This window comes from Psychroserpens sp. (assembly GCF_034670085.1).
Taxonomy (GTDB): Bacteria; Bacteroidota; Bacteroidia; order Flavobacteriales; family Flavobacteriaceae; genus Psychroserpens.
The window spans coordinates 28,247-46,528 of record NZ_JAXMOD010000005.1 but is presented as its reverse complement, the minus strand read 5'-3'; the positions used below and the strand labels follow the sequence as shown (position 1 = coordinate 46,528).

Sequence of the window (18,282 nt, the reverse complement as noted above, 5' to 3'; positions counted from 1 at the left end):
AAAATGTCTAGAGTTGCACTAACAATAAAAAATGCTTGGATAGCTTTAGTTTTCCAAATCATTTATATTGTTATTCAATTTTTTTCGAGAAAAATATTTCTAGATAATTTAGGAGATGAATTCATAGGGATTGTAGAAACACTCAAAAGTATGTTGCAATTTCTAAATCTATCTGAGTTAGGTATTGGTACTGCTGTAGGCTTTTCTTTATACAAACCCATTTATGATAATAATAAAGAAAAGATAAATGAAATTATTGGCTACCTCGGATTTCTTTACAAAAGAATAGGCTTGTTTGTTTTGACCGCTGCGTTTATCTTAATGCTGTGTTTTCCACTCTTCTTTGAAAATACTGATGTTAGTCTTGGTTTAATTATATTTTTATTTATTGCTTTAATGACCAGCAACATCCTCAGTTACTTTTTTGGTTATTATATGTTTCTGCTATATGCCGACCAAAAAGGGTATATGAATATAACTATAAATCAATCTGTATTTATACTTAGACTTTCATTACAATGTCTTGTGCTTATTTATTTTGAGAATATATACTTGTGGATAATATTAGAATTAGTCACTCCATTTATTTACATATTTCTACTTCGGAAAAAAATCAGGAAAGTATATCCTTGGTTGATTTTTAGATTTAAAGTCACAAAAGCCATCCGTCGAAATAATAAAAAGCTACTTACTAAAATCAAAGAATTAAGCTTTCATAAATTAGGCACTTTTGTCACCAACAGTACAGACAACATAATCATCTTTTCTTTTATTAATCCAGCTACAGTGGCTTTTGTTGGTAATTATCAAATGGTAATGAACAATATAAGTTTACTCGTTGGAAAATTGTTTGAAGGTACAAATGCTAGCGTAGGTAATCTTGTATCTGAGAATGACATGAAAAAAACCCTCAAAGTCTTTTGGGAGTTTATGGCATTGCGTTTCTTTTTTGCAGGTTGCACATCGATCGCTTTATATATTGGCTTTGACGATTTTTTAACCTTGTGGTTAGGTAAAGAGTATTTATTATCCCATAACATTCTTATCACGCTTATCATCATCTTTTTTATGCTCCAAATTAGACAGCCAGTTGATAGTTTTAAACAGGCTTACGGACTCTATTCCGATATTTGGGCACCAGTAATTCAAAGTGTGATTAATTTAGTGCTCTCCATCCTATTTGTGATTAAATATGGTATATTAGGCGTTTTTCTTGGGACTTTAATTAGTCAATTTTTAGTCACTATGTTATGGAAACCTTATTACATGTTTACATATGGTTTTAAAATTAGTCATCTGATCTATTGGAAAGGATTTGGGTTTCATTTGTTATATTTATCCATCACTAGTGTAATTTATTATTATGTATCTGGATTTATAACTATTGAAATAAATTCAACCATACTTTTTTTACTAGTTAAATTATTGGTGTCAGGTATACTTTTCTTACTAATCTATTTTTCAATTTTAATACTGTTTAGTGAGGGTTTTAAAAATTTAGTTAGTCGTGTTTATTTACTTATAAAATCAAAAATATAAACGATGTTTTTTCATAATAATAGTTACAAATTAGAGTTCATTTAAAGATTAAATATGAAATACATAATTGCAGTATTAATTATTTTGTTTGCCTCATTTGCAGATATTTTTCTTTATCGAATAAATATAATTCCTGTACAACCTGCATACTTCCTAATACCATTCTTTTTAGTGGTTTGTGCATTAAAATATTCTACATTAAACCTTATTGATATATTTAAAACACATACCTCTAAGTTTTTTATAGCAATTCTCGTATTTTCTATTGTGTATGCTGCGTTTTCTCCTGCATCTACTGAGATTATAAAACAAGAAATTGTTTTAAATATTATTGCCATAGTCTTTTATATATTCGCTGTTCATTTTTTCAGAACTGAAAACAAAAAACTTGTTTTCATGGTTATATTGAGCTCATTTATTGTTCTTGCTGGAAGTTTGTGGTATGATTTCTTTATAGGTTTACCTAAGTACAATTTAAAACTCTCAGAAGCAGTCCGTAAAGGTGGTTTTGGTGAAAACCCTAACCAATCAGCGTCTGCTATGAAGTTTTTAGCTATTGGTGTTTTAGTGTTTTTGAATAAACTTAAAAATAAACGAATCGTATTTATTTTAGTCTTAGTAATCTCTATTTTCTTAACATTCTCACGAAGTGGAATTGTCTCAGTAATTCTAATTATCATGTTGGGTACAGCAAATAATTGGAGTCATAAATTTGATATTGAACCTCCAAAACTTATCAAAAGCCTTTTTAAAATGGCATTCCTTTTTGCTGTATTATATCTCGCTTTAATTTTATTAGCAGGAATTATCAAAGAAAATTTCCCAGCATTTACTAGAGGTGCTGCTGGTGAACGAATCGATTTATTAACAGGACAATCTAAAAAGAGAAGAGTTGTTTCAGGAACATCTGCTACTAGTGGTAGAGGTGATTTGCTACTAAATTTCTTAGATGATTTTATGGCCAAGCCATTAGGCTATGGTACAGGTTTTACTACAGATAAAAAATACAACAGTTTAAACACTCATAATCACTATTTATATATTGCAGTAAATTTTGGAATATTAGCACTAATATTATATTTCGTTTATCTTGGTTATGGCTTAAACCTGTCCTATAAATCGAATCAATTTTATTATCTAATTTTCGTTATTTTGCTTATGGCAGAAGGCTTTGTTACACACCATATTTTTTATAATAGATCGATGTTAATTAGTTTGGCGTTTTTTGATAGTTTAATTTATAAACGATTGAATGCTTCCAATACTTCTGTAGTCTAAAATTATTTATATCCAATTGATATGATTCAATCAAAAACAGATTATTACCATTATTTAGCTCAAGACCAAAAAGCTTTAGGACTCAATAACATGAGTTTTAATGACAAAATTATAAATTTCATTTCGCCTAATCGTATCTGGAAATTTCAAAAAACATTGAGAAAATTAGAGTATTATAAAAACTGTAAAAACAATGGAATTAATAAACTATACTACAATTTTTTAAGATATAAATTCAAAAATATATCATTAAAACTTGGGTTTTCTATTCCTCCAAATGTTTTCGGACCTGGACTTTCTATTGCCCATTATGGCACAATAGTTATCAATAGTGCTACAAAAGTTGGAAAGAACTGTAGAATACATGTGTGTGTTAATATAGGTGCATCAGGTGGCGAAAAAGAAGCACCACAAATAGGTGATAATGTGTATATCGCTCCAGGAGCTAAAATTTATGGGAATATAAATATCGCTAATAATACTGCTATTGGAGCAAATGCAGTCGTACATAAATCTATTGAAGAGGAAGGCTTCTTAATCGCAGGAAATCCAGCAAAAAAAATAAAAGAAATTGATATAAAAAGAATCATTAAACACGCTTAAATGGTCTCTAAAAACCTCAAATCCTAATCTATTATTCTTAGATTTGACATCGTGTACTAGAACAACACGTATCTTAAATCACCCAAGATATTGTGATAATTAATTATAAATGAACAAACAGATATATATATTATGTGCGGAATAAATGGCATATTATACAAGTCATCAAAAGATGAACAAATCATAAGGCAGTCGCTTACCAAAATGAATGACCTCATTATCCACAGAGGTCCAGATGAAGATGGTACATTTAGTTTCTCAGGCACTAATTTCGCTTTAGGAATGGCAATGAGACGATTATCTATTATAGATTTGAGCTCTGGTCAACAACCTATCTATTCAAAGGATAAATCAATTGTTATTGTTTTTAATGGTGAAATATACAATTACAAACTACTAAGAGAACAGCTCATTAAGGATGGTGTAGAATTAACTACAAACAGTGATACAGAAGTTATTCTAAAACTATACGAACAGAAAGGTGTTGAAGCTTTTAAGCTTTTAGATGGTATGTTTGCGTTTAGTATTTACGATGCAAACATTAATAAAGTATTTATTGCGCGTGATTTCTTTGGAGAAAAACCGTTATACTATACTGAAAACAATAACATGTTATGTTGGGCTTCAGAATTAAAATCACTTGTTAATCAATTAGATTATAAACCTGAAATATCAAAAAAAGGACTTAATCTTTATTTTAAACTCACCTACATTCCTGCACCTTTCACTATTTATGAAGGTGTAAAAAAGCTAGAAGCCAATAAGTATATTATTTATGATACCAATACTTTTGAGCATCGCATAGAAACAATTCACAGAGAGAAACCACAAACAACTTCCGATTTGTCATTTAATGAAGCTAAAAAAGAAGTTAGACAACGTGTTTTCAATAGTGTAGAGTCTAGGTCTAATTCTGATGTGCCTTTAGGTACTTTCTTATCTGGTGGAGTTGATTCGTCAGTTGTCTCTTTATGTTTATCTGAAATGAAAGACTCAAAAGTTGAAACCTTCTCAATTGGATTTGAAAAAGCGTCTTATGACGAATCCGATAAATCAAGAGTTGTTGCTGAACTTATAGGTAGTAATCATCATGAATTTATTATTAATGAAAATGATTTAAAACATAATGTCGATGATATTCTTTTAAATTTTGATGAACCCTTTGCAGATTCGTCTTCACTCCCAACCTTCTTGGTTTCTAATAAAACACGATCTAATGTTACTGTTGCTTTAACAGGTGATGGTGGTGATGAAGTATTTGGAGGTTACAATAAATATTATGTTGGTAAACTAAATCAGAAATACACAAATGCTGTCCCTAAAATTCTTCATAATCAAATTGATAAGTTTTCAGATTCCTTTTTAAGACGTAAGGATGACAATAGAGGATTCAAATACAAACTCAATAAATTAATCAAAACAATAAGTTATGATGATGACTATTATTGGGGAATTATTTCTTTAGGCTTTCAGAATGATGAAATCAACCAATTTTTAAATCCAGACTTCCAAAGTCCTTCAGTTTTTGATTATTATAAAGCTGAAACACAAATTAGTTCTCCAAAATCACTCAACGATTTCAGAACCATAGACAGGCACATCAGTTTAGAAGGTGATATGTTAGTAAAAGTCGACAGAACAAGTATGATGAATTCGTTAGAATGCAGAGCTCCTTTTTTAAATAGAGAATTGTTTGAATTTACCATGACCTTACCTGAAGATTACTTAATAAAAAAATGGAGTAAAAAACATATTTTAAAAGAAGCCTTTAAAGAGGATTTTCCTGAAGGGTTTTTAGAGAAATCTAAACAAGGATTCGGAGTTCCTGTTGGAGATTGGCTACGTGATGGATTAAGAAAAGAGCTTGAAAGCTATATTGAAAGTAACTTTTTAAAACAACAAGGTATTTTTGATAGCAATGCAATTATAAACCTAGTGAACAACCACTTATCTGGTAAAAAAGACAATACCTTTAAAGTATGGACGTATTTTTGTTTTCAAAAATGGTATACCTACACCTATAAAAACTAACATAGTTTTGCGGACTAACCATAATTTTTGCCTTTTAGCGACATTGTTTTCTAGAGTAAAAAATTAAATTTAATATGCGTGCTTTAACCCAAATCAAAGTAAACAAAACCAACAGTTAAATGGACACTCGTAAAACGAAAGTTTTTTTCGTTCTTCCTGCTTTAAACGCTGGAGGCGCACAAAGAATCATGTCATTTTTATCTCAAAACATGAATAAAGATAAATTTGATTGTACGCTTTTAGTAATCGCAAAGGCTGAATCGACAGATTTTGATGTCACGCATGCCAATGTACATTATTTTGACAAAGAGCGCTTATTACTTGTCGCAAGACCTTTATTTTTATACTTATTAAAACATAAGCCAGACATTGTTATGGGCTCAATAGGGCACGTAAATAAACTCCATGCGCTGTATTCATTCTTTTTAAGAAAAACTAAATTCATTGCAAGAGAAGCTAGCATCAACAGTATCATGTCTCAATATAACAGAAGTACACATGTTACTGGTTTTGTTTGGCTATTTAAAAACTATAGAAAATTCTTAAATAGAATTGTTTGTCAGTCTGAACAAATGGCCGAATACATGCACAATGATCATGGGATTCCTAAGGATAGAATACATATTATCAATAACCCATTAACTGTTGAAGCTAAAGTAAAAACGCCTTTAAATAACAAGGTTAAACAATTAATTACGGTTGGCAGACTCAGTCCAGAAAAAGGTCATGAGCGTGTTTTAAACATTTTATCTAAACTCGATACAGATTGGCATTACACAATTATTGGTGAAGGCAATCAATATGAAAAACTAATGGAACAGATTAAAGCACTCCATTTTGAAGATAAAGTCACTTATATCAAATACACAAGTCACGTGTCTCAATATTTAAGTGAAAGTGATGTGTTTATTCAAGGTTCTTATGTTGAAGGATTTCCAAATGCAGTAATGGAAAGTTGCGCTGTTGGTACGCCTGTAGTCGCATTTGTAGCTCCTGGCGGAACTAAAGATATTATTGAAAACGGTACAAACGGGTTCATTGCAAATAATGAAGAAGAATACTTAAATTACCTCAATCAAGCCTTGTATGAAAAGCAATGGGATCCAAATACGGTTAGCAAATCTATAACTGATAAATTTGAGAAAAATATTATATTAAAAAAATATGAAGCTTTGTTTTCTGAAACTGCTGCATCTAAATAACGAATCATGACAATCGTACACTTAAATATCGGATTAGGAGGTGGTGGCGCAGAGCACATGATTCTTGAAATGGCTAAAAAAAGTCAACAGGACCATATAGAAACTGTTGTGTTAGCCATTACAAACAATGACCAAATAGAATATAAGTTTAGCGAAAACAACTTAAAATATCATTATTTAGGCATCAATTCTCCGAAGAGTTTCTTCTCAGGGATACAAAAAATGAAGCAAGTTTTATCTAATTATGATGATATTGTTTTGCATTGTCATATGTTTCATGCGCTTGTTATTGGTATTTATTTTAAATTATTTGTCAAGAAAGTTCCTGTTGTTTTTACCCTTCATAATATTTTAGTTGAAGAAATATACAGACGATGGTTTCTCTTTTTTACTAAGCCATTTAGAAAAATAGATATCAATTTTAGCGAAGATGCTACCAAGTGGTATCTAAAAGATATCCAAGTCATTGCAAATGGCGTCGACTTTGATATTTTTAAACTAGATAATGAACGAACTTTCAATGAAAATGAGACGTTTAAATTTTTATATTTAGGTCGTATTGAAGAACAAAAAAATCCTTTAGTAATGGTAGATTTAACAAAAAAGCTACTTGAAAAAGGCATCTCAAATTTTGAAATTCGTGTAGCGGGAAATGGCGACATGAAAGATGAATTAGAGACTTTAATTAAAAGCAATAATCTAGAAAATCATATCAAGCTCTTAGGGTTTCAAAAAAATGTAAAACAATTATTATTTGATGCGCATTGTATGATTATGCCTTCACTTTGGGAAGGCCTTCCTATTTCATTAATAGAGGCTTCAGCAACAAAACTTCCAATCATTACAACACCTGTTGGAAGTATTCCGAAGTTTTTCAAACCTTCAAATTGTTTTGTGCCTAATATTGAAACATTTGATGAAGCCATGGCGTCTGTTATTCAAGATTATCAAAATGCAAAAACTAAAGCTAATCAGCTTTATGAGGACAATAAAAACATGTTCGATATCAATTCAGTCTACAAAAAACATCTAGATCTGTATAAATCGGTAACCAAATAATGCAAAAACTAATTCGCATAACAACAGTTCCTTCCTCTTTAAGAACACTTTTAAGAGGTCAACATCGTTTTATGAGCAATCATTACGAAGTTATAGGTGTTTCGGGAGATGGCGATGCATTAGCTGAAGTTAGACAGAATGAAGGGATTAAAACTCATGTCGTAGAAATGACAAGAACAATTACGCCTTTCAAAGATTTAAAAGCCGTATTTCAACTTTATAAATTGTTTAAAGCTGAAAAACCGTTTATAGTACACACACATACGCCAAAGGCAGGAACTGTAGGAATGCTTGCAGCAAAACTTGCAGGTGTACCTCATCGTTTGCATACAATTGCTGGTTTACCATTATTGGAAGCAACCGGTAAAAAACGTAAATTATTGAATGCTGTTGAAAAATTCACGTATAGTTGCTCAACACTCATACTTCCAAATTCATTTGGACTGGAACAAATCATATTAGATCATAAATTTACGAAACCTTCCAAATTAAAAGTGATAGGAAATGGTAGTTCTAATGGCATAAACACCGAACACTATGATACTGCTTTAGTCTCTGAAGACATAAAAACTAATCTTAAAAATGAATTAAACATTTCTAAGGAGGACTTGGTTTTTATTTTCATTGGACGAATCGTACGTGATAAAGGTATTAATGAACTCGTCGCTGCTTTTAACTCCCTTTCTAAGAAGAACAGCAATTGTAAACTCATTTTAGTTGGCCCAAGGGAAAATCATTTAGATCCTTTATTGCCGGAAACTGAAAATTTAATACAAACTAATAAACAGATATTAGCTGTCGGACTTCAAAAAGATATCAGACCTTATGTAGCTATTTCACATGTACTCACTTTTCCTAGCTATCGCGAAGGGTTTCCAAATGTTGTTTTACAAGGCAGCTGCATGGAATTACCTTGTATTGTAGGAAACATTAATGGTTGCAATGAAATTATTGAACATAATGTCAACGGATTAATTATTCCAGTAAAAGATGCAAATGCAATTGAAAATGCTATGCAGTTTATGATTGATTTTCCTGAAAAACGACAGGCGATGATTACACATTCACGTAGCAGAATTATTGAACGCTATAAGCAAGAATTTGTTTGGAATGAAATACTAAAAACCTATAAAAGCTTGAACTAATGAAAATTTACAAAAACGTCATAAAGCGTCTATTAGATTTTATTGCTGCAAGTTTCGGCTTTCTACTTTTGTTTCCGGTGTTTGCAGTAACATGGTTGATTTTAATGGTAAAAAATAACGGAAGCGCCTTCTTTTATCAAGAGCGACCAGGAAAAAATGAACGCATCTTTAAGATTATTAAATTCAAAACCATGACTGATAAAAAAGATGCCAATGGAGAACTTCTTCCACCAGGAGAACGTCTTACTAAAACTGGCATTTTTGTTAGAAAGTATTCGTTAGATGAAATTCCACAATTATTAAATGTGATAAAAGGCGACATGAGTTTAATTGGTCCAAGACCTTTATTAATTAGATATCTACCTAGATATAACGATTTTCAAAAACAACGACATAACATCAAACCAGGAATTACAGGTTGGGCTCAAGTAAATGGACGAAATGCCATTAGTTGGGAGCAAAAATTTGAATATGATGTATGGTATGTAAACAATCTTACTTTTGCATTAGATATAAAAATTCTATTTTTAACCGTCTATAAAGTCTTTAAAAAAGATGGTATTTATAGTGTAGATAATGACATAGTACCTGATTTTATGGGTACCGAATCAAACCAAAATAAAGGATGAGCTTAAATTTACTATTTACTTGTGCAGGTCGACGTAATTATTTGATTAATTACTTCAAGGAAGCTATTAAAGGTCAAGGCAAAATATTTACAGCAGATATGAGCACCTCTGCTCCTGCTATGGTTGATGCTGATGTTGCTATTGTAGTTCCAAGCATTTATGATGCGACTTATATTACAGCTTTAAAAGCTATTGTAAAAACACACCACATTGATGCCATTATTTCTCTAAACGATCTTGAATTACCTATATTATCAAAGCATAAAAATGAATTAGAAACCACAGGTGTTAAAGTTATCATCTCTAGTGAAAAGGTCATTGATATTGCTTTTGACAAAGTAAAAACATTCAATTTTATTTCTGAAATAGGCTTAAAGACGCCTCAAACGTACACTTCACTTCAAAAAGCGAAAGAAGAGATTTACAACGGAACCCTTAAATTTCCACTTGTGGTTAAGCCACGTTGGGGAAGCGCTTCAATTGGTATCGATTTTCCTGAAACTGAAGAAGAACTTGATTTGGCTTTTAGATTGCAGCATATTAAATTGAAAAAATCTATTCTAAATACTGCAAGTGAACACGATTTAGACAATGCGATTCTCATTCAAGAGAAAATGAATGGTAAAGAATATGGCATGGATATCGTTAATGATTTTGAAGGTAATTATTACGGGACTTTTGTGAGAGAAAAAGTAAATATGCGATCTGGAGAAACTGACAAAGCAGTATCTATAATTGATAAACGGTTTGATGATATTGGTAAAACGATATCAAAACATTTAAAGCACGTTGGGAGTTTAGATTGTGATGTATTTATTGCAAACAACCAGCTTTTTGTCCTAGAGTTAAATCCAAGATTTGGAGGAGGTTACCCGTTCTCACATGAAGCAGGAATTGATACTACAGCTATTTATATTGAATGGCTAAAAGGCAATACAGACGTTTCAAAATTCAATCAGTATACTGCAGGAAAACTATTTTCTAAATGCGATAGAATGCTGGAAATTAAGTCGACTATTTAAACGTAATACGTTGTGCCTTTTTAGATCCAGAAATCACAAATTCTTTTGTGTTTCTTGAATCTTTAAACACTTTTATTTGATCTATAGGTTCTGGATTTGCAAATCCAAATGTGTACACATACTGCAATAAAAAGTCATTAGATTTATCCGTGTAATCTACGTCTATATAATTTGACGATGTAGCATCAAACTCATCAATCTTTTCAAATTTAATAACCTGTTTAGCAGAAGACTTATCATCATCTTTTCCACCTGTTAGCAGATACTTATATTTTCTATACAACTCATTGACTTTCTTGCGCCTTAAAAACAACTTAAATTTAAAATAAGTTTCAATATATGTAGCGGTTAGTATAGATACTAAAGACTTTGAATCATATAACACATGATAATCAAAATCATAAACTACATTGCCCCATTTATGTTTATAATCGAAATCACCTTTAGAAAAATCTGAAATTCTGTAATTATTTTCAAAACACCATTCTATTAATTTAATAATAGAGGTCTTTCCAACACTAAATTTATAGTAATCGGGATCAAAAACCGTAATAGTTTCAAACAGGACATCTTCAGAATGAAAATTTAAGGTGACACCAATTGGTGTGTCATCTCTGTAAATAATTAACAAGGACGCCTTCTTTTCTTGAAGCATTGTAAATACAAGCTCTTGGTAATACGTCCATTTATCTGCGCGTAAATGATGATAATTGGTTTGTTTACCATCGAAACGTTTATTCAAAAGGTCATAAAACTGATTGAAAACAACATCAAATTCCGATTGCGAAATTTCACCATGAATAAAAGAATACCGAATATTAAAACAGGTTTCTAGCTTTCGCATATTGGCTCTAAACTCTCTTCTGTTTTTTGAACTGAATTGTGCATTAATATAGTCATCTTGGCTTTCGTAAGATGATATATCCATCAAAAATCCTTGGTACTGAAATATCTTTTTAAGTTTTAGTGATGAGTTAGAAGGCGGATTTAAATCCTCAACATTAAAATAATGAGGCACGTCATAAATCAATAATGTTTTCCCTTTATAATCTGATTTAGAATAATCAATGGTATAAAATATGCCTTTGGTTAAGTTTTCCCCTATATTTTCATAGAGTGGTAAAAAAGAATGCTTTAGAAACTTAACACCAGATATAAATTCAAATGTAAAAGGTGTTTTTGATCCATTAAAGTGTTTAGACCATATAGAAATAAAACTAGTAGATGTAAATGGATTTTGTTTCATTAATAATTATGACATACATTCTTAATATAGAACAAATGTAACATAATGTATATATTTTCACTTAACGAATAAAAAAATTTTCAAAAATTTAATTTGATCTTAAAATTTCAAAACCATAAAACCACAAAACCATAGGCATATTGATAGATATAACGTAAAAAATTGCTATTTATCGTGATAATTTGGTTTAAGAAAGTGTATTAGCGCATCTTTATCAAGAATATTTTAGTTACGGCTAGAAGATTCAAACCCAAATCCCTCACTTAACACGAATATTGAATAGTAATTAACTTACTTAACAATTTGATTATGGAATCTAAAATATGGTTGTCATCTCCACATATGAGTGGAAAGGAACAATCTTATGTCAAAAACGCTTTCGATACTAACTGGATTGCTCCATTAGGACCTCATGTTAATGGTTTTGAAAGTGACCTACAAAACTATCTTAAAGAAGATACTTATGCTGCTGTTTTAAGTTCTGGAACTGCAGCACTCCATCTTGCACTTATTTTATTAGATGTAAAAGAAGGTGACGAAGTCATTTGTCAGAGTAAAACATTTTCGGCTTCTGCAAATCCTATTGTATATCAAGGTGCTACTCCTATTTTTGTTGATAGCGAAGCAGTCACTTGGAATATGTGTCCCGAAACCCTTGAAATTGCAATTCAAGATAGAATTAAAAAAGGAAAGAAACCAAAAGCCATCATAGCAGTTCATCTTTACGGCATGCCTTATAAAGCTGATGAAATTCATAAAATAGCCAATGATTATAACATTCCTGTAATTGAAGATAGTGCTGAAGCACTTGGAAGTAGTTATAAGAATATAAAATGTGGTGCTTTTGGAGATATTGCTATACTTTCATTTAATGGAAATAAAATAATTACTACTTCAGGTGGTGGAGCCCTTATCACTAAAAACGTATCGGTTAAGGAAAAAGCTGTGTTTTTATCTACTCAAGCTAGAGATAATGCTGTTGAGTATTTACATTCTTCCATTGGTTATAATTATAGGATGTCTAATGTTTTAGCCGGAATTGGTAGAGGACAAATGGAAGTTTTAGACGATCGCGTAAAAGCAAGACGTCAAAACTATGACACGTATAAAGCCAATCTAATAGAAATTGAAGAGCTAACGTTTTTAGATGAACCTAAAGACTTTTATTCTAATAGATGGTTGAGTTGTATATTAACGCCTTCTGAAGCTATTAGAGAAGGTTTAAGATTAAAACTTTTAGAATTTAATATAGAATCAAGACCTCTTTGGAAACCGATGCATCAACAGCCAGTTTTCAAGTCTTGTCCGAGTTATTTAAATGGTGTTTCAGACGACTTATTTAAAAAAGGCTTATGTTTGCCTAGTGGGTCAAACTTAACTGAAAATGAATTGAATAGAGTGATTTCTGCAATAAAAACGTATTTTAGAGCATGTTAAAACGTCAACTTCAAAACATATCGCAAAAATATGCCTCCAGATGGTTGGTAATGTTATTCGACTTATTAGTCGTAGCATTTACATTTGTTATTTCATATATCATACGTTTTAACTTTAAAATAGACTTTGACCTTCTCGTCATGGTTAAGCAAATACCTTTTGTTTTTCTAGCTGCTTTTATAAGCTTTTTACTGGTTGGTTCTTACAAAGGCGTTGTTAGGTTTACAGGATTTAAAGATGTTGTAAACATCATTATTGGAGTAAACATACTGGCTACCATTCTTATTGTAACCACCTTTTTTAGTAGAAAATTAAACTACGAAAGTATATTTAACATTTCTGGATCTGTAATTTACATCCACTTGATGCTAAATATCTTATTCCTTATTGGTCTCAAGTTGTTTATAAAATCAATGTATAATCATATTATGCAAGATTTTAAAAACAAAAAAAGAATCATGATTTATGGTGCAGGAAATTCGGGTATGCTTACCTATGATGCCATAACTAATGATCCTAAAAATAATCATGAGATTGTTGCTTTTATTGATGATAATGACCGAAAAATTGGAAAAAAAATAAACACCTTAAGTGTTTATAGCTTAGAAAAAATTACTCTAGATTTTATTGAGAAGCAAGCTATAGAAGAAGTTGTTATTTCAATTCAAAATATTGATCCATCTAGACTCTTAGAGATTTCAAGTATACTTTTTGAATTAGGCCTAAAAGTTAAAATCGTTCCTCCAGTGCAAACTTGGATTGATGGTGACTTAAGTGTAGGACAAATTAAAGATGTAAATATTGAAGACCTTTTAGGAAGAGAACCAATTACAATAACCAATCCTGCTTTAGTTCATGAGTATGAAAATCAAATCATATTCATTACAGGAGCTGCTGGATCTATAGGTAGTGAAATTGCTAGAAAAGCAACAAACTATGCGTATAAAAAATTGATTCTTATTGATACCGCTGAATCTGCTTTATACGAACTTCAACAAGAGTTTATTCAGAAAGGAATTAAAAACTTTATAGCTGTTGTTGCTGACGTTCGCGATAAAATAAGAATGGAAAGTTTATTCGGCATTTACAGACCAAAAATTGTCTTTCATGCTGCTGCATACAAACATGTGCCATTAATGGAAAACAACCCTTATGAAGCCGTAAATGTAAATATTGGCGGAACAAGAAATATGGCAAACCTATCTGTAAAACATGGTGTAAATAAATTTGTTCTTATTTCTACTGATAAAGCTGTAAACCCAACAAATGTTATGGGAGCAACCAAACGTATCGCTGAGCTGTACGTCAATTGCTTACAAGGTAAAGGACAAACGAAATTTATTACAACACGATTTGGAAATGTACTAGGATCTAACGGATCGGTTATTCCATTATTCAAAAGACAAATTGATGCTGGTGGTCCACTAACCGTAACACATGAAGATATTACAAGGTATTTTATGACAATTTCTGAAGCCTGTCAGTTAGTATTAGAAGCTGCTACAATGGGTAATGGAGGTGAGATTTTTGTTTTTGACATGGGAGAATCTGTAAAAATTCATGACCTTGCTAAAAACATGATTATTTTATCAGGACTTCGATATCCTGAAGATATAGATATAAAAATAACTGGTTTACGTCCAGGTGAAAAAATATATGAAGAACTTTTAGCTGATGGTGAAAAAACGATACCTACTTATCACGAGAAAATAATGATCGCTAAAACTAAAGCAATTGATGTTAATGATATTTCAGATAAAATTGCCAATTTGTGTTTGGTAAATTCAAATGTCCAAAAACTAGAGGTTGTTTCACTTATAAAGAATATATTACCTGAATATATATCTAATAATTCTAAATTTGAAGTATTAGATTCGAAAAAATAATGAATGTCCTAAATAACAAAACAATGATTAAACCTAACAAAATAAAATCTAGCCTTAAACTTTTATCAATTTTAGTTTTCGTAATTGCATCATCTTGTGCCTCTAAAAGAGATATTGTTTATTTTCAAGATGAACCCTTAAATGTTGAAAGCGAATTAGACAATTTATATGAATTAACATATAAAACAAATGACATTCTTACTATTGATGTGTCATCTATTGAGCCTGCTGCAGTAATGCCATTTAATTTATCTCCAGTTTCATATTCAAACACAACAAATGGTTCTTTAAATGCAAATGGTAACGCTCTAAGACAAACCTATTTAGTAGATCCACAGGGAAATATTGAATTCCCAGTTCTAGGAACTTTAAAAATTGGTGGTCTTACAAGAGCTGAAGCAACGCAAATGCTTAAAGATCAACTAAGAGAATATGTTACAGATGCTATTGTAAATATTAGACTTGTCAATTTTACTGTTACTGTTTTAGGTGCCGTAAATAGACCAGGAACATATACCATTCAAGATGAAAGAATCTCATTATCTGAAGCCTTAGGATTAGCTGGAGATTTGACTATTTTTGGAAGACGAGATAATCTGTTTTTAATTCGAGAAATCGATGGTAAAAAGAAGTATGCTAAACTTGATTTACGTTCTATAAATGTCGTAAACTCACCTGTATATTACTTATCTCAAAATGATGTCATTTATGTAGAGCCTAATAAAGCTCAAATACGTCAATCCTCATACAACCAAACCACTGGTGTAATTATTTCTGCTGTAGCCACCTTAGCTACAATTGCAGCTATTTTAATAAAATAATTTATATATTTTTTAATGAGTAATACATCTTTAAATACAGAAAATAACGACTTAAGAAATTTAATAGATATCTATGTTTCTAAATGGAAATTAATCGCGTTTTGTGTGATCGTAGCCTTAGGCATTGCATTTCTTAACATACGATATGCTACTTACGAATATCAAGCAAGTGCTTCCATTAAAATTAATGATGATAAAAAATCAACACAACTACCTGAAATCTCATCTTTACAGAGTTATGGGCTTTTTGGATCGGATTTTACAAATATCACTGATGAAATCGAAATTATAAGATCAAGGTCTTTAATTAAAAGTGTGGTTGACGATTTAAATCTAAATGTCAAATATTACGTTCGAGGTAGAATTAAGGATCGTGAAGAATATAAAAACCCTCCAATACTTATTAATTTTTTAGCATCAGACTCCATTGTTAACCTAATAGATACTACGCTTTATATAAAAATAAAATCAAAGACTAAATTTAATATTTCGAGCACTGAAAATAATCCAATTTTAGATATTGACCCTGAAGATTCAAAGGAATTTGGATTTGGTGAAAAAATAGAATCTGGTTTTGGTGATTTTATATTAATCCCAAACATAGAAAGGGATTCAGTAAAAGTTGGAACAAGTATCAAGATTGATATTGTACCTTTAAGTATCGTTACAGAACAATATTTAGGAAAGATTAATGTCGTTAACGAATCGGGTTCTAATATTATTAATCTTACAGTAAATGAGAATCTAAAAACTAAAGCCAGTTTAATTATTGATAAATTAATTGAGAAGTATAATGAAGATGTTATTAATGATAAACAACTTATTGTTCAAGCAACATCAGATTTTATAAATAACCGATTAAATTTAGTATCTAACGAACTTGAACAAGTAGATTTTACTGCCGAAACTTTACAAAAAAACAATAGGTTAACTGCCTTAGGAGCTCAGGCTGATATATTTTTACAAAGTGAAAAAGAAAACGAAGCCAAGTTAATTAACACTTCAAATCAAATCCAGTTAATAGATTATATGAAAGACCATCTAGATAATAAGGATGGTGGAAGTGATTTATTACCAGCAGATGTTGGAATTGCAGATAATACGGTTGCTCTTATTTCAAAAAATCATAATGAATTAGTATTACAACGTGATAAGATTTTAAAATTTTCTACAGACAAAAATCCAACTGTAGTTAATTTAAACAATCAAATTAATGCTTTAAGGGAAAACCTTAACCGAAGTCTTGATAATATTCAATCTGCAAATAAGATTACTTTACAAACTTTAAACAAGGAAGATCAACGTATTAGTTCTCAATTGTATTCAGCTCCAACAAAAGCAAGACAGTTTAGAGATATAAAACGTCAACAGGATATTAAAGAATCGCTTTACTTATACTTATTACAAAAACGTGAAGAAACTGCAATTCAATTAGGTTTATCATCTCCCAATGCTAAAATTATAGATTCAGCATATACGGCAAGTACTCCAGTTTCACCTAAACCAACTTTTGTTTACTTAGCGGCTTTAATGCTAGGTTTAATTATTCCAGTGACCTATATCTATGGAAAAAATATTCTGAATTCTAAAATTCATACAAAAGATGATTTATTAAAGGTTTTAACTGCTCGATATATTGGAGATATACCAAAAGAATCTAAAAAATCAAAACTGATTAAAAAGGTAGATTACTCTCCTATTGCGGAAGCTTTCAGGATTTTAAGAACTAATATCGATTTCTTATTAAAAGATCATAAGAAAGGAACGTCTAAAACAATTTTTGTAACCTCAACAACGAGTCAGGAAGGAAAGTCTCATACATCAACTAATTTAGCTTGCTCCTTTTCGTTTACAGAAAAAAGAGTGTTACTTATTGAAACTGATATTAGAGTTCCAAAGGTTGACGATTACTTCAATATTAAAAGTGATAAAGGATTAACCGATTTTGTAAGTGATTCAGATTTGTCCATAAAGGATGTTACCTTAAAACCAACCGATAATAAATTTTTGGATATCATACCATCTGGTACAATTCCTCCAAATCCTGCCGAATTATTAATGAGTGACCGTATCGACTATTTGTTTGAAACGGTTAAAAATGAATATGACTATATTATTGTTGATACTGCAGCTGTAGGATTAGTTACAGATACCTTATTAATAAGTAATCATGCCGATATGTTTTTATATGTTGTAAGTGCAAATAACGTTGACAAACGTCAGTTGCATATTGCACAAACTATGTATGATGAAAAACGATTACCAAACATGGCAGTCGTTTTAAATGGCACTATAAAAAAGAAAGGCTATGGCTACGGTTATGGAAATAATCCAGAACGAAAAAAGAAGAAATTCTTCGGAATTATATAATTAAAAAAGCCACA

14 protein-coding genes are annotated in these 18,282 nt (G+C 30.7%); 13 read left to right on the top strand and 1 reads right to left on the bottom strand.

The genetic code is table 11. The annotated features are described in order from the left end of the window. Positions 1-3 precede the first annotated feature (3 nt). From VOI25_RS09620 to VOI25_RS09580, 9 genes are all read left to right on the top strand, one after another. Positions 4-1,539 (top strand): hypothetical protein, encoded by a 1,536-nt coding sequence (locus VOI25_RS09620; RefSeq protein ID WP_323788853.1) that lies wholly within the window; start codon positions 4-6, stop codon positions 1,537-1,539. 54 nt (positions 1,540-1,593) lie between these two features. Further along, positions 1,594-2,817: an O-antigen ligase family protein gene (locus VOI25_RS09615; RefSeq protein ID WP_323788852.1), complete on the top strand. Its 1,224-nt coding sequence runs from the start codon at positions 1,594-1,596 to the stop codon at positions 2,815-2,817. Between the two features lie 21 nt (positions 2,818-2,838). Further along, positions 2,839-3,420 carry a serine acetyltransferase gene (locus tag VOI25_RS09610; protein ID WP_323788851.1) on the top strand — a complete coding sequence of 194 codons (582 nt, stop codon included), beginning with the start codon at positions 2,839-2,841 and terminating at the stop codon, positions 3,418-3,420. 132 nt (positions 3,421-3,552) lie between these two features. Next, positions 3,553-5,451: an asparagine synthase (glutamine-hydrolyzing) gene (gene asnB, locus VOI25_RS09605; protein ID WP_323788850.1), complete on the top strand. Its 1,899-nt coding sequence runs from the start codon at positions 3,553-3,555 to the stop codon at positions 5,449-5,451. A gap of 119 nt (positions 5,452-5,570) precedes the next feature. Then, on the top strand, positions 5,571-6,653 hold the full coding sequence (locus tag VOI25_RS09600) for a glycosyltransferase (protein WP_323788849.1): 1,083 nt from the start codon (positions 5,571-5,573) through the stop codon (positions 6,651-6,653). A gap of 6 nt (positions 6,654-6,659) precedes the next feature. Further along, on the top strand, positions 6,660-7,712 hold the full coding sequence (locus tag VOI25_RS09595; RefSeq protein WP_323788848.1) for a glycosyltransferase: 1,053 nt from the start codon (positions 6,660-6,662) through the stop codon (positions 7,710-7,712). Next, positions 7,712-8,857, top strand: coding sequence for a glycosyltransferase family 4 protein (locus tag VOI25_RS09590; RefSeq protein WP_323788847.1), 1,146 nt, complete (start codon positions 7,712-7,714; stop codon positions 8,855-8,857). Before VOI25_RS09595 ends, VOI25_RS09590 begins: the two co-directional genes overlap by 1 nt. A gap of 5 nt (positions 8,858-8,862) precedes the next feature. Beyond that, complete coding sequence (locus tag VOI25_RS09585) at positions 8,863-9,486, top strand: sugar transferase (protein WP_323789093.1); 624 nt, start codon at positions 8,863-8,865, stop codon at positions 9,484-9,486. Continuing rightward, on the top strand, positions 9,483-10,508 hold the full coding sequence (locus VOI25_RS09580) for an ATP-grasp domain-containing protein (RefSeq protein WP_323788845.1): 1,026 nt from the start codon (positions 9,483-9,485) through the stop codon (positions 10,506-10,508). The genes VOI25_RS09585 and VOI25_RS09580 overlap by 4 nt, the downstream gene beginning before the upstream one ends. Here the strand turns inward: VOI25_RS09580 and VOI25_RS09575 are convergent. Then, complete coding sequence (locus tag VOI25_RS09575) at positions 10,501-11,754, bottom strand: GNAT family N-acetyltransferase (RefSeq protein WP_323788844.1); 1,254 nt, start codon at positions 11,752-11,754, stop codon at positions 10,501-10,503. The two genes, VOI25_RS09580 and VOI25_RS09575, sit on opposite strands and share 8 nt — an antisense overlap. A gap of 309 nt (positions 11,755-12,063) precedes the next feature. On the opposite strand from VOI25_RS09575, the gene VOI25_RS09570 reads away from it, so the two are divergent. Genes VOI25_RS09570 through VOI25_RS09555 form a run of 4 tightly spaced genes read left to right on the top strand, consistent with a single transcriptional unit; the run spans position 12,064 to position 18,268 of the window. Next, on the top strand, positions 12,064-13,191 hold the full coding sequence (locus tag VOI25_RS09570) for a DegT/DnrJ/EryC1/StrS family aminotransferase (RefSeq protein WP_323788843.1): 1,128 nt from the start codon (positions 12,064-12,066) through the stop codon (positions 13,189-13,191). Further along, a complete protein-coding gene (locus VOI25_RS09565) occupies positions 13,185-15,077 on the top strand; it encodes a nucleoside-diphosphate sugar epimerase/dehydratase (RefSeq protein WP_323788842.1) in 1,893 nt (630 codons plus the stop codon). Before VOI25_RS09570 ends, VOI25_RS09565 begins: the two co-directional genes overlap by 7 nt. A gap of 23 nt (positions 15,078-15,100) precedes the next feature. Continuing rightward, positions 15,101-15,898: a polysaccharide biosynthesis/export family protein gene (locus VOI25_RS09560; protein WP_323788841.1), complete on the top strand. Its 798-nt coding sequence runs from the start codon at positions 15,101-15,103 to the stop codon at positions 15,896-15,898. A gap of 15 nt (positions 15,899-15,913) precedes the next feature. Further along, on the top strand, positions 15,914-18,268 hold the full coding sequence (locus tag VOI25_RS09555; RefSeq protein WP_323788840.1) for a GumC family protein: 2,355 nt from the start codon (positions 15,914-15,916) through the stop codon (positions 18,266-18,268). Positions 18,269-18,282: the final 14 nt, after the last annotated feature.